The 12,774-nt window shown below is 53.3% G+C and carries 10 protein-coding genes, 1 tRNA gene and 3 pseudogenes; 6 read left to right on the top strand and 8 right to left on the bottom strand.

Going from position 1 to position 12,774, the window contains the following annotated elements; genetic code table 11:
* The first annotated feature begins 323 nt into the window (after positions 1–323).
* Both ABK821_RS12895 and ABK821_RS12900 read left to right on the top strand, forming a co-directional pair.
* On the top strand, positions 324–2,024 hold the full coding sequence (locus tag ABK821_RS12895; RefSeq protein WP_138361318.1) for an FUSC family protein: 1,701 nt from the start codon (positions 324–326) through the stop codon (positions 2,022–2,024).
* Between the two features lie 35 nt (positions 2,025–2,059).
* A pseudogene (locus tag ABK821_RS12900) lies at positions 2,060–2,590 on the top strand (transposase); the annotation flags it as partial.
* Between the two features lie 34 nt (positions 2,591–2,624).
* Here ABK821_RS12900 and ABK821_RS12905 read toward each other — a convergent pair.
* A protein-coding gene (locus ABK821_RS12905) for an IS3 family transposase (RefSeq protein WP_395033950.1) occupies positions 2,625–3,805 on the bottom strand; the annotation gives its coding sequence in 2 pieces (ribosomal slippage) (positions 2,625–3,478 and positions 3,478–3,805; 1,182 coding nt in all).
* A 139-nt stretch (positions 3,806–3,944) separates the two neighbouring features.
* Here ABK821_RS12905 and ABK821_RS12910 point away from each other — a divergent pair.
* Positions 3,945–4,160: pseudogene (locus ABK821_RS12910) on the top strand (tail assembly protein); the annotation flags it as partial.
* Between the two features lie 6 nt (positions 4,161–4,166).
* On the opposite strand, the gene ABK821_RS12915 reads toward ABK821_RS12910, so the two are convergent.
* Together ABK821_RS12915 and ABK821_RS12920 are read right to left on the bottom strand one after the other, a co-directional pair.
* Positions 4,167–4,526 (bottom strand): type II toxin-antitoxin system HigA family antitoxin, encoded by a 360-nt coding sequence (locus tag ABK821_RS12915; RefSeq protein ID WP_138361316.1) that lies wholly within the window; start codon positions 4,524–4,526, stop codon positions 4,167–4,169.
* A 3-nt stretch (positions 4,527–4,529) separates the two neighbouring features.
* Complete coding sequence (locus ABK821_RS12920; RefSeq protein ID WP_142502293.1) at positions 4,530–4,832, bottom strand: type II toxin-antitoxin system HigB family toxin; 303 nt, start codon at positions 4,830–4,832, stop codon at positions 4,530–4,532.
* 678 nt (positions 4,833–5,510) lie between these two features.
* Between ABK821_RS12920 and ABK821_RS12925 the strand changes: the two are divergent.
* Both ABK821_RS12925 and ABK821_RS12930 read left to right on the top strand, forming a co-directional pair.
* Positions 5,511–5,984: pseudogene (locus tag ABK821_RS12925) on the top strand (host specificity protein); the annotation flags it as partial.
* A 31-nt stretch (positions 5,985–6,015) separates the two neighbouring features.
* On the top strand, positions 6,016–6,771 hold the full coding sequence (locus ABK821_RS12930) for a hypothetical protein (protein WP_343179092.1): 756 nt from the start codon (positions 6,016–6,018) through the stop codon (positions 6,769–6,771).
* A 128-nt stretch (positions 6,772–6,899) separates the two neighbouring features.
* Here the strand turns inward: ABK821_RS12930 and ABK821_RS12935 are convergent.
* The 3 genes from ABK821_RS12935 to ABK821_RS12945 all read right to left on the bottom strand — a co-directional run bounded on the left by ABK821_RS12935 (position 6,900) and on the right by ABK821_RS12945 (position 9,061).
* Positions 6,900–6,976 (bottom strand) — tRNA-Pro (locus ABK821_RS12935).
* 77 nt (positions 6,977–7,053) lie between these two features.
* Positions 7,054–8,814 (bottom strand): LPS biosynthesis-modulating metalloenzyme YejM, encoded by a 1,761-nt coding sequence (gene yejM / locus ABK821_RS12940; protein ID WP_142502289.1) that lies wholly within the window; start codon positions 8,812–8,814, stop codon positions 7,054–7,056.
* Between the two features lie 19 nt (positions 8,815–8,833).
* Entirely contained in the window at positions 8,834–9,061 is a 228-nt protein-coding gene (locus ABK821_RS12945; protein ID WP_138360019.1) for a YejL family protein, read from the bottom strand.
* A 178-nt stretch (positions 9,062–9,239) separates the two neighbouring features.
* Here ABK821_RS12945 and yejK point away from each other — a divergent pair, with 178 nt between their 5' ends.
* On the top strand, positions 9,240–10,247 hold the full coding sequence (yejK, locus tag ABK821_RS12950; RefSeq protein WP_138360018.1) for a nucleoid-associated protein YejK: 1,008 nt from the start codon (positions 9,240–9,242) through the stop codon (positions 10,245–10,247).
* A gap of 239 nt (positions 10,248–10,486) precedes the next feature.
* On the opposite strand, the gene rplY is transcribed toward yejK, so the two are convergent.
* On the bottom strand, positions 10,487–10,771 hold the full coding sequence (gene rplY / locus ABK821_RS12955) for a 50S ribosomal protein L25 (protein WP_138360017.1): 285 nt from the start codon (positions 10,769–10,771) through the stop codon (positions 10,487–10,489).
* A 137-nt stretch (positions 10,772–10,908) separates the two neighbouring features.
* Complete coding sequence (locus tag ABK821_RS12960; protein ID WP_138360016.1) at positions 10,909–12,666, bottom strand: DEAD/DEAH box helicase; 1,758 nt, start codon at positions 12,664–12,666, stop codon at positions 10,909–10,911.
* Positions 12,667–12,774 lie beyond the last annotated feature (108 nt).

The following is a 12,774-nucleotide window of genomic DNA, read 5'->3' on the forward strand; positions in this document are numbered from 1 at the left end:
TAAAAAACAGACGAGATTGTCAGTCTTGCCGCCGCATCAGGCTTTCGCAGAACCCACCGAAAAGTGATTCCCGTTGGCAAATACAACAGCGAACAACGCTGATGCCTCGCTTAACCGATGATGAGCATCAGGCAGCGCTTCCATTTTTTACGTATGGTTTACCGGTATTGTCATTTATGAACGACACAGTACAGATATGTTGATTTTTTATCCGTGCTGTGAATAAAGTAGGGGAGTCGTTTATCAATCTTGCGGAAACTGCTTATGTCTCATCTTATCAGGCCAGACGCCATCGGCAGTTTACCGTACCATCGGGACTCGCGGTGAAAAAAAACCAATACTTCGGGCCTGCGGCCGATTTTGCTATACGGACAACGCTGGCCGCTGCGGGTAGCATGCTTTTCGCTACCTGGCTGGGTTTTCATCACCCCTGGTGGGCCGCAATGACCGTCTGGCTGGTGGCGCAACCGACCCGCGGGCTGCTGCTGGAGAGAATGATTGCGCGCTTTACCGGCAGCGCAGTTGGCGCACTGGCCGGTATGGCGATTCTGCTGTGTCTGCCGATGAAATCATTCGGGCAATTATTGGTGCTGACGCTGTGGTTAGCGGCCTGCGCGGGCATTGGCAGTTTCTTCCGCCAGTTCCGTAATTATGGCTTTGTGCTGGCAGGCTACACCGCCGCTGTTATCGTTATGTTCAGCTATTTTGAAGCGCACACCGACTCACGCCTGGCCATTGACCGCACGTTTTGTACCCTGACGGGGATAGTTTTCACCGGGCTTGCGGCTTTTCACAGTTTGTCCGGCAACCGTTTTTCCGTGCTGAGTCAGCGATTTACTCTCCTGATTAATACCGTGTTATCGCAGGTACCGTATGCGCCGACCGCAAAACAACTTGTTGATTATATCGGGACGATTACCCGTCTTAACGCCGAGCTCGATAAAGAATCGGCAGGCTCGCTTTCAGCAATGCGCCAGGCCCGACAAATGAAACGAACGCTGCTTGCCTTGCTGAATGTTATCGCCACGCTGGCAACGCCCCACGCTGTGGTAGCCCGACATCCAGAATACCGCGTTCCCACTGCGCCTGACCTTTCGGCGCTTATCCGCCAGGCATCTGTGTCCGATAACACGCTGCTGGCACAGTCTCTGACGGAACTGCAACAATGCCTGGCGGGCGTGCCGGAAAGCTACGGTTTTTTTTGCCGGTTGCGCCACCATGACTGGCTGGTTGTGCTGCATGCTGTGTTGCGTCCGGTCGGGGCGCTCGCGTTATCTGGCAGCCTGTGGTTACTCACGGGCTGGGAAACCGGCCCCATTATGGTGATGACTGCCGTGCTGTTCGCGTCATTATTTTCCAGTAACCCGCAGGGCAACACTGCTCTTGCGGATGTGCTGTCGGGGACGATCATCGGGGCGCTGGCGGGGTGTCTGTTCCGGCTGTGGATCTCGCCGCAACTGAGTCATGATGCCGGAGTGCTGGTGATTATTCTGTTTCTGATGACCGGGGCCTACCTGATGGCATGCCCGCGTACCAGCAAAATGGCTATCGACATCAATATGACCTTTCTGTTGGTGACGCAGCCTTTTTCGTCCCAACTGCCTGCCACGGTCTCCGACGTATTGATGCAAAGTGGCGCGATTTTATCCGGCGCCACGATTGCCGCCCTCTGGTACTGGCTGGTATTACCCGCATCTCCTCGCAGCAGCCAGGCGCGCGCCGCACGGCGTCTCATCGGGATTGCGCGTCGTTTATCCCGCAGTACATCCCCTCAGGAGGTGTCGTGGCTGCTGCGATATGGTCAGTCGACGTTGATGCAGTTATTTGCCAGCCACAGCCATGATGCGCAGTTTATCAGGTCCGGGCTGCGCTATCTGCGTCAGGCACAGCGCAGTGTTATGCAGTTTCACGCTCACAATCACGAACGCGCGTTTCACAGCCAGAAAACCGACGCATATCCGCGTACAATGTTGGCGGCACGGCTGGTTCAGCGCTATCTCACCTGTAACCGGCGTTCATCGTAAACATCGGTCATATAGGGCGATTAACGAGGTGGAGGCTGATTGCCTGCGTGGACGGTCTGAAGGGCTTCCCGGATGCGATAAACAGTGTCTACCCGCAGACCCATATCCAGCTGTGCATCATCCATATGGTACGTAACAGCCTGAAATACGTGTCGTGGAAGGACTACAAAGCCGTCACCAGCGGACTGAAAGCGATTTATCAGGCCCCGACCGAAGAGGTGGCGCTGATGGCGCTGGATGCGTTCGCGGGTGAGTGGGACAATAAGTATCCCCAAATCAGCAAAAGCTGGCGTGCGCACTGGGAAAAGCTGAATACGTTCTTCGGCTACCCGCCGGATATCCGCAAGGCTATCTACACCACGAATGCTATAGAATCGCTGAACAGCGTGATCCGTGCAGCCATAAAGAAACGCAAAGTGTTCCCGACGGACGACTCGGTACGGAAAGTTGTCTATCTGGCGATCAAAGATGCGTCAAAAAAATGGAGTATGCCGATCCAGAACTGGCGGCTGGCAATGAGTCGTTTTATTATCGAGTTCGGTGACCGCCTGAGCGATCACCTTTAATACGGTGGCAGTTACACAGAATTACGGACAGGCTCTATTCCCTCGGTGACTGCATTTTCAGCCCTTTATGGGGATGCCAGTTATTATAGTCTTCCATCCATTCCGTCAGTTTTTCCATTACGGTCACCGCACCCGGCAGCTCATTCACATACACGTAGTCCCGCTTGAACGTTTTCACGAACGATTCAGCCATCCCATTGCTCTCCGGACTGCGCACCGGCGTCGTACACACGATGAACCCGAGTGAGGCGGTGAACGTTCTTGTTGCGTCCGCTATGTAGCAACTGCCGTTATCGGTCAGCCACTCAACGGCGTGTGGCAGATAAAGCGTATTTCCAGAGCGCTTTTCTACACTCTCTGTCAGCAGATCCTGCACCATAACGCTGTTTATACCACCTGTTGTTGCCGACCAACTGATAGCTTCACGATCACAGCAGTCAAGGCTGAACACCACCCGCACGACTTCCTGATTCCAGCAGCGTATTTCGAAGCCATCTGAGCACCAGCGCGTATCCGGCTTAAGTGTCACGACGTTGCCTGTACGACTGCTTGCTGGCTTTTTATGGCCTGATTTTGCCAGCAACAGGTTATTTGCCTGCATGATCCGATAAATGCGTTTGGGGTTAATCCGCCAGTTTTGTTCCCTCAGAGCACGATTGAGGTGCGCAGTCACGCGGCGATAGCCGTTTGTCGCCCGCTCGCTGCATATCTGGCGGAGAAGCGGCAACAGTCGGGCATCATCGTCTTTGCTGTAGCGTGCTGACCGGTGCTGGCGTTTCTCCAGCAACCGGTCATACAGATTCGAACGTGATACACGTAGCACTTCAGCTATTCGGATGAGGGGGTATCGTCCGGTGGCAGCAATGGCATGCGTGATATCAACTTTTTTGCCTGTGCTATCTCAAGCGCGTCCCGAAGGATTTCGTCTTCCATCGTTTTGCGTCCCAGCATCTGTTCAAGCTGTTTGACTTTTTTCTCCAGCGCTTTGACTTCGGAGACGCTGACCACCTCCTCTCCTGCGGCGATCGCAGACTTCCCACCATCGTTCATGAGTCGTTTCCACTTAAAAAGAAGACTGGGTGTTATGCCATATTGCCGGGCAACGAGTGAGACGGTGTAGCCGGGCTGCATGGCCAGCGCAACAAAACGGGCTTTCTCTTCGGGAGTATAACGGCGGCGCTTTTGCTCGCCAGTGATCACTTCGATTCTTTGCACAGGAGACTCCTTAAACATAGCTCTATGACTATGTCTTACTGGCGAAGTGTCCGGTTTAAACGGGGGCTATTACAGCGTTATTATTGGTTATGCCAGTAGCGGCACACTATCCTCTATTGGCTATGGTGTGGCAAAGTTTGGTGCGACAATGATGCTCGGCGGCGTCGTCCAGATGCTTTCCCCCCAGCCAGCAGGACTGGCCCGTAAAGAATCGCCTGATAACAAAGCCAGCTACGCCTTTGGCGGAGTAACCAATACCACATCGCAGGGTTACCCGGTCGGCCTGCTGTACGGTAAACGGCGAATTGGCGGCGCAATTATCTTTGCCGGAATTTATGTGGAGGATCAACAGTAGAGTACGTCACGCGCCGACGAGGCTCTCCAGCGGAATGCCGAATTGTGAATGAAGGCGGCGAATCATCGGCAGCGTCAGGTTGCGTGTTCCGTTCAGGATCTCATACACGCGGTTTGACTTGCCGATTGCTGGTTCAAGGTCTTTAACGGTCAGACCCTGTTGCTCCATACGGAATTTGATTGCCTCAACAGGTGATGGAGGAACGATCGGGTAGTGTTTTTTCTCATACTCTTCAATGAGTAAGCACATTACCTCGAAGTAGTCTCCTTCAGGGGTGTCGAGTTCTGGTTCGTTATCGAACATGGGTTCCACTGCCCGAAGGGCGGCGAGGTAGTCATGCTCAGTTCTGATTGGTTTAACGTTCATGGTTTACTCCATCTCAATCGTTTCTGCGTCTATGGCGTCGTATTGCCTGTGCGTTCCGATGAACTTAACGAACATCCATCCGCGCTGATAGGCAATGGCTACGATTAACCGGTAGTTATTCCCCTTTATATTAAATACCACTCGCCTGTTTTTCAGAATGCTGGCGCTACGGTATTGCTCTTTCATTTCTGCCGGGGTTTTCCAGTCGGCCTTTGTTGCCTCATCCACCCAGGCCCGTAGCGGTTGTTCTGCATCGGGATACTCCGCCCAAAAATCCTTCAGGTTTTTAACCGAGATTATCTTCATAGACCCATCATAGTCCCATAATGGGACTGTGTAAAGTCAGTATTCAAACTCCACCTCCGGGTGCAATGCCGTTCACTTAAGCAAATCATCGGTGTTATCTTTTGTTTTATTTGCCTGTGGCAATTGCATTATCGGTGGTTTAACGAAAATCTGATTCTGTTGATTCGCTTACTGAGCTGATACGGGCTGAAATATAAAGGATATAACTTTTTTTATGACTTTCAGCCTCTGAAAAGCCCCTGACGAATAACGGACTCACCGCATGGGGGTTGGGCGCATCAAGGAAACCTGGCGAGAACGCAGGCGCGCATCCAGGACTGGCCGCCAGGACGGCGGCCAGAGGGCGGGTCGAGACAGGGACGTCGAGTCCCGCCCGGTCCGCCAGATGAAGCCTGAGTGGAGCGGACCGCGCAGCGGCAGGTTTTCAGCGCCATGCCGGGGGTGCAGGGGGACGGGCGAAACGTCCCCCTGCCCGTTCACACGCTGTGGATATAACGACTATCCGCGTATTTATCGTGAACGGAACAGACCACGGAATCTGAATGGGCGAAAATGAAAAATGCGTCATGCTCGCCAGAACCACCGATTGACAGAACCGCTCAGCCAGCCATAAACGCAACTGACAGCCCTTAACTGACCAGCATTACACCTCCGGGTGGCTTTTTTTATGGACGCAATATGGCAAATAACATAATCAAAGGGCGCAAGGGTGGCAGCTCCAGCCAGCGCACGCCGACGGAACAGGCTGATGATTTACAGTCTGTAGCAAAAGCCAAAATTCTCATCGCGCTGTGCGAGGGAGAGTTTGCAGGTGAATCAACGGGCAAGGATATTTATCTCGATGGCACCCCGTTATTAAGTGCCGACGGTTCTGAAAACTTTTCCGGCGTGAAGTGGAGATTTCGTCCAGGAACACAGGCACAAAAATATATTCAGAGTATTCCCGGCACTGAAAATGAAATTAGCGTAGGGACGGAAATTTCCAGCGAGACCGCCTGGACGCATACGTTTACCAATACCCAACTTTCCGCCGTTCGCGTCCGCCTTAAATGACCCTCCCTGATGAAACAGGAAGACGACGGTGATGTCGTGGGGAATATCGTGTTGGGCAGCGATGGTTCAACAAGCGACATGATCCTGTTTCTCGCTGTTTAACCGCAACAGTAAAACTTCCGTGCCGGTGATGATCGCCGAGGGCAATGAACTGTACATCGACAAGGCTCGCATTAAAGACGGCAGCGTCGATAATGCGAAAATAGGGAATGTGATTCAGTCGAATGACTTCGCTTCCGGATCGAAGGGCTGGCAGGTTAACAAGAACGGAAAGGCGGAGTTTAATGACGTTACAGTGCGCGGGAAAATTGAGGCGACCAGCGGCGAACTTGATAACGTAGTAATCAATGAAAGCTGTACGATCAGCGGCACTTTGAGCGCGGATAAAATTGTCGGAGACATTTCTGACACACTGCCTGACCAGACTATTTTCTTCAGTGAAAATATTGGGAACGATGGCACGAAGACAGTGAGATTTTGTCGTATCAAACAACAAAGCTTTCAGCAGAAAGTAACTATTGTTGGATCGATATTGATGAATGATTCCGCAGGTCGTCAGAATGCCATTGTCTATGAAAACAGTCCTAGTGACAGGCTCAATTTGGGCTCATGCGCAGTTGGCATGGTCGCTTGTCTGGGGATGACTGCTGGCGGATCAGGCTCTGGAACATATTTCTTGCTCAGGGCCGATGGCACTCAAATATGGAGGCAGTCAAATGCAGGTCGATACAACATAGGATCGTTCTCCGTCTCTATTCCGACTGGTGATGGTTACACAGATGTGGAATGCGTGTTACACAACGCGTCAAACGCAACCGGGACGATTTTCATGCTTTCCAGGTATCACGTGTTTGTCAGCCGTTCAGGTTCGGTCATCACCAAATAAAAGTAATATCTCGCAGTCACGAAGGTGTAGTCATGGGATTTATGACGGGGTTTCACGCCATTAACTCCCCGTACAAAAAACAGGCATAAAAAAACCAGCCATAAGAGGCTGGTTCTATTGGGATTATTTGGTCGGCACGAGAGGATTTGAACCTCCGACCCCCGACACCCCATGACGGTGCGCTACCAGGCTGCGCTACGTGCCGATTTGTGGGGAACAATATTACCCGTTCCCCAACCGAATGCAAGCCGTGAAGTGCCTGATTGATTTATAAATAATCAATCAGTTAGCGATAAAGCGTTTTTCATCGGTTAGCACCTGCAGTAGCAGGCTCAGTTGCGGTTTTTGATCTTTAATCTTCTTACCTTCGCTGTCCCATGTTCTGTATGTGCCGTTGTGATTGAGCACGATGGTTAATTGTGGCGTCGTGATCGCCAGCGTATTGTTATTCGCAGCGGTAACCCATGCGCGGCGGCGGGCGGGGCTAAACAGATCTTCGCCTTGCGAATATTCATTCGCCGGTGTGGAAACGTGCAACAGGCGCTGCATCAGCGTTGTCATGACATCTTTGTTATCCGTCAGGGTCGCGATCGCCTGTGCCGGAGTGCCTGGCCAGTGAATCACTAACGGTACCTGTAGCTGTTCGCGCGACCAGTCAAACGCGTCATGCTGTGCGTCCAGCGGTACACCGTGGCCCGCCGTCACAATAACTACCGTGTTATTCATCTTGCCGGATTCGCGCAGCGCGTTCAGCACGCGACCAATTTGGGTGTCGACATCGCCGGCGGCGGTGCTGTAGCGACGGACAAAGTTTTGTTGCTGCCCGCGATCCAGGGTTGTGCCGTTCAGTGAAACCCATGAGAACCAGCGATTTTCATCCTGGGCGTAGCGGTTCAGCCAGTTGATCCACTGATTTGCCGTCTGCGCATCGCTTTGCGTTCTGGCGGCTGGTAAGGAGAAATCGGACAGCAGCGCCTGGCGATAAAGCGGGCTGCTGAAGCCGTCAGATGAGAACAGACCCAACTGATAGCCTTGTTGATTCAGTGACGTAATCAGCGCCGCAGGAATCCGGGCCGCTAAAATGCCATCCATATAGCCAGGGGAGATACCGTAGAACAAGCCAAACAGGCCGCTGTCCGCAGTATTACCGGAGCTCATATGCTGAGTAAAGTTGACGTTTTCTTTTGCGAATGCGGCCAGCGCCGGCATGTTTTTTTCAAAACGTGAGTAGTTGAGGTTATCAACGGTAATCAGCAACACGTTATAACCGGCGCCGAGATCACGATAACGTAGGTCGCTAAGCGGATATTGCACCGAGACGGCTTCCGGTGAACCTTGTTCTACCAGGCGTCGCTGGTAGTCCTCTGCGTCAAGCAGACCGTGTTTTTCCAGGAACCGGCGCGCCGTCATCGGGTAGGAAAGCGGCAGATTGGCCCGCTGCATAGTGATTGGGCGATAGAAATTCGCATCCGCCCAGATATAAATCAGGTGGTTGCTGATAAAGCAGATAAAGAAAAACCAGGCGACCGGACGAGCATAGTGACGGCGGCGGGTCAGGCTGCGCAGCTTCTGCCAGCTCCAGGTCGCAAAGAGCATTTCCACCAGGAAGATGATCGGGACGCTGATAAACATCAGTTGCCAGTCGCGAGCCATCTCATTTTGATCGGGGTTAATAACCAGTTCCCAAACGAAGGGATTAAGGTGCAGGTGGAAACGGGTGAAAACTTCGCTGTCGATCAGCAGCAGCGTCATGCCTGTGGTCGCCAGAATGACCGATATAAAACGCATTAAGCGCTGCGAGATGACGATAAAGGTTAGCGGAAAGAGGATCAGTACATAACTGGTAAAGACCAGGAAGCTGAAGTGACCAACGAGGCTAACGTACGAGAAAAGACGTCCGGCAAGCGTCGTTGGCCAGTCGGCGACAAAAAGATAGCGGCTGCCGAGCACCATGGCCAACAACATGTTGAACAGGGCGAACCAGTGTCCCCAACTGACCATCTGGGAAACTTTTTCTCGGTAGGGCTGACGAAGAGTCACCATATACTGTTGTTCGTTATCCTTAATGCGCTGGCTTGTCGTTGATCGACGACTGCAACGCCTGGGCAAAAGAGCGGGCGATGGCCTGACGCTGCGCCGGCGCGACGCTACTATTGATCAGGTTCGTCACCATATTGCCCAGAACCATCAGTGAAAGGTCAACGGGCGCTTTGTGTGTTTCCAGAACACTCGTCAGCTCGCTGAGCAGTTGTTCGACGTGTTCATCGCTATAGCGGGATAATTGCGGCATAAACTCAAAATCTGTTTGTTCGTGAAAGGGCAACATATTACCGTAGCAGCAGCATTTTTTCCGCATTTTTTCGCCGCGGCGCAAAAGCGCACCGCCTCGCTGGCAAAGCGTCACGTGGTGGTTGCGTCGCCGTCCCGGCGGTGGTTGAATACCGCCCGGTCTAAAAGGAGAGTTTAACATGAGTCTGGATATCGACCAGATTGCCCTGCATCAGCTAATCAAACGTGATGAACAAAATCTGGAACTGGTGCTGCGTGAGTCATTACTGGAGCCGACAGCGACCGTTGTGGAGATGATGGCCGAACTGCATCGGGTCTACAGCGCTAAAAATAAAGCCTACGGCCTGTTTAACGAAGAGAGCGAGCTGGCCCAGGCTCTGCGTCAGCAGCGTAAGGGGGAAGAAGAATTCCTGCCCTTCAGTCGGGCGGCCACCGGTCGTCTGCGTGACGAACTGGCGAAATATCCCTTCGCTGAAGGCGGTATTGTGTTGTTTTGCCAGTATCGCTATCTGGCGGTGGAATACCTGATGGTGGCGGTGCTCAACAATCTGAACAGTATGCGCGTCAATGAAGAACTGGATATCAGCGCCACGCACTATCTGGATATCAATCATGCCGATATTGTCGCGCGTATTGATTTAACCGAATGGGAAACCAATCCGGAATCCACCCGTTATCTGACCTTCCTGAAAGGCCGGGTAGGGCGCAAAGTGGCGGACTTTTTTATGGATTTCCTTGGGGCCAGCGAAGGGCTCAATACAAAAGCGCAGAACCGCGGTTTGTTACAGGCGCTGGATGATTTCGCCGCTGATGCGCAGCTGGATAAATCTGAGCGCCAGAACGTGCGCCAGCAGGTTTACAGCTACTGCAACGAACAGTTGCAGGCCGGAGAGGAGATTGAGCTGGAGTCGTTGTCCAAAGAGCTGGCGGGCGTCAGTGAGAAGACGTTTCAGGAGTTTACCGCCGAACAAGGCTACGCGCTGGAAGAGAGCTTTCCGGCGGATCGCAGCACGCTGCGTCAGTTAACCAAGTTTGCCGGCAGCGGCGGCGGGTTAACCATTAATTTTGACGCTATGCTGCTGGGCGAGCGGGTGTTCTGGGACCCGGCGACGGATACCTTAACCATTAAAGGGACGCCGCCAAATCTGCGTGATCAGCTGCAGCGCCGTACCTCCGGCGGAAATTAAAGGCTAAAAATCCTGGTGTCAGGTCGTCATACCGCCCGGTAAGCTCGTCATCAGGATGTTTATGCTGTGTCGTTTGTGAGTGCGAGTCAAAACCAGATCAAACCCGACGAATAGCGCTTAACTGGCCAGCAGGGTGTGCTGAGGGCGTTGACGCCATCTCTTGCTTTATCGCCGCGCCAAAACAAAACGCCCCGGACCTTGCGGACCGGGGCGCTTGCCATACAACGTTCAGTCGGCGATTAAGCGCGAACGAAGTCGATGTGAGCCAGCTTCGGCTTGAACGGGTGACGCTGAACAGCCTGAGCTTTAACTTTCTCTTCTTTGCCATCAACAACGATGGTCAGAACTTCGCTGTAGAACTCAGCATTGTTCTGCAGGTTCCACACTTTGTCGTGATCCAGTTCAATTGCTACTGGCGCAGCTTCACCGCCATAGATGATGGCCGGGAATTTGTTAGCTGCACGCAGGCGGCGGCTCGCACCCTTACCCTGCTCTTTACGTACTTCTGCGTTGATAGTAAACATTGATGTCTCTCTATATATAAATCCTGCTACAGGCGACCCAGCAACAGGCAGATTATCTGCTTTGCGAATGCAAAAGCGGGCGGCATTATAGCCGCCAACGGTTTTTGCAGCAACCAAAACCTCTGCCGCAGAGGCGATTAACGCAATTCATTGGCCCGCCGGAAGCGCCCCTGATAATCGAACACTTTTTCCCGTACCTGCCAGTATTGTCCCTTCATGCGGGCAACAACAAAGTCGGGATGGCGCAACAGCGCCTGCTGAGCGAGGATGTCTGCTGGTGTTATCCAGCGTAGCGGCACGCCAGGCGTTCGGGTATGCGGGCGGATAAACAACTGCTCAAAGGCGGTGCGCTGGGCGGGCGTCTGCAGGCGGAAGCGCTCACTCACATCCGTGCCGTCCTCGTCGTAATAGGTGATTTTCAGCCACGCGCCTTTCTCATCATGACCCTGTTGTAACGCCATTCCGCTACAGCGCAATACCAGCGCATCTTTGAGTTTTAGCGCCGCTTTCAGCATATCGTCTGGATCCACCAGAATCGTGTCGCACTCACGGCAGCGTCGGGCGGCGATATCGTTTTCCGCGTTGCACTGGGGGCAGTTTTTAAAGCGGAAGCGAAAATCGCACTGCTCACGATGGCCTTCATCATCTTCAAACCAGCCCTGGCAGCGGCGACCGAAATGCTCAATCAGCGTGCCGTCGGCGGTGGTTTTCCCCCAGAAGGTATTGGCGAATCCGCAGGCAGGGCAGAACACCTGCACGGGAACGTTGTCACTTTTGCCTTTTGGCGTGCCGACTTCCGGTGCATACAGATCGTGCGGGTTTCCGGCATAGTCGAGGATCAGACAATCGGTTTTACCGGGGGCCAGTCGCAGGCCGCGGCCAACAATCTGTTGGTAAAGACTTACCGACTCGGTGGGGCGGAGTAGGGCGATCAGATCGACATGCGGCGCATCAAAACCGGTGGTCAGCACCGCGACGTTAACCAGATAGCGATACTGCCGTGCTTTAAATGCCTCAATGATGCGATCCCGCTCAGTTCCCGGCGTGTCACCGGTAATTAATACCGCTTCACCCGTCGGCAGTAATCCCGTCACTTCCCGGGCGTGTTCAACGGTGGCGGCGAAAATCATCACCCCTTTGCGGGTCTGGGCAAATTCAACAATCTGGCTGATGATGTGCGGGGTCACGCGCTGCTGCTTTTTTAGTTCGCGGTTCAGGTCGGCTTCGCTGAACAGGCCGTTGCTTTGTGCCTGCAGACGGCTAAAATCATACTGCACCACCGGCATATCCAGCCGCTCAGGGGGCGTGAGGTAGCCGTTCTTAATCATATAGCGCAGCGGCAGTTCATAGATGCAGTCACGAAAAAACGCCTTCTCATCGCCACGTACCATCCCGTGATAATGGAACTGGTAAATCCAGCCCTTTCCGAGACGAAATGGGGTGGCGGTCAGCCCCAGCAGACGCAGATGTGGGTTAACTTGCCGGAGGTGGCTGATGATCTGTTGATATTGGCTGTCATCATCATCACCGATACGGTGGCACTCATCGACGATAAGCAACGAAAACTCATGCTGAAACTGCGCGAGATTGCGGGCGACCGACTGGACGCTGCCAAACACCACTTTGCCGTGGCTCTCTCTACGCTTCAGGCCGGCCGCAAAGATATCCGCCTCCAGGCCAAGCGCACAATATTTAGCGTGGTTTTGCGCCACCAGCTCTTTAACGTGCGCCAGCACTAACACACGACCGCGCGCCAGGCGCGCCAGTTCGGCGATCACCAGGCTTTTACCCGCGCCAGTCGGCAGGACGATGACTGCGGGGTGCCGATGGCGGCGAAACCAGGCAAGGGTGGCGTCGACCGCCTCTTTTTGGTAGGGACGTAATGTAAAGGTCATGGAATGTATAGCGCTTAATTAACTCGCGAATAGTATGCCACGAATCTTTTCCCTTGAGTGGTGTTAAGAGCTTGTTATACTACCCTAAGATATTCTTCTTTTCGGGCG

Origin of the sequence: Klebsiella sp. KE9456 (genome assembly GCF_043832615.1) — a bacterium.
In the GTDB taxonomy this organism is placed as follows: Bacteria; Pseudomonadota; Gammaproteobacteria; order Enterobacterales; family Enterobacteriaceae; genus Klebsiella; species Klebsiella indica.

Coding starts and splice junctions, on each gene's coding strand:
- ABK821_RS12915 (WP_138361316.1), bottom strand. CDS start 4,526: ATGAACGTTAAACCAATCAGAACTGAGCATGACTACCTCGCCGCCCTT.
- ABK821_RS12920 (WP_142502293.1), bottom strand. CDS start 4,832: ATGAAGATAATCTCGGTTAAAAACCTGAAGGATTTTTGGGCGGAGTAT.
- ABK821_RS12930 (WP_343179092.1), top strand. CDS start 6,016: ATGATCGCCGAGGGCAATGAACTGTACATCGACAAGGCTCGCATTAAA.
- yejM (WP_142502289.1), bottom strand. CDS start 8,814: ATGGTGACTCTTCGTCAGCCCTACCGAGAAAAAGTTTCCCAGATGGTC.
- ABK821_RS12945 (WP_138360019.1), bottom strand. CDS start 9,061: ATGCCGCAATTATCCCGCTATAGCGATGAACACGTCGAACAACTGCTC.
- yejK (WP_138360018.1), top strand. CDS start 9,240: ATGAGTCTGGATATCGACCAGATTGCCCTGCATCAGCTAATCAAACGT.
- rplY (WP_138360017.1), bottom strand. CDS start 10,771: ATGTTTACTATCAACGCAGAAGTACGTAAAGAGCAGGGTAAGGGTGCG.
- ABK821_RS12960 (WP_138360016.1), bottom strand. CDS start 12,666: ATGACCTTTACATTACGTCCCTACCAAAAAGAGGCGGTCGACGCCACC.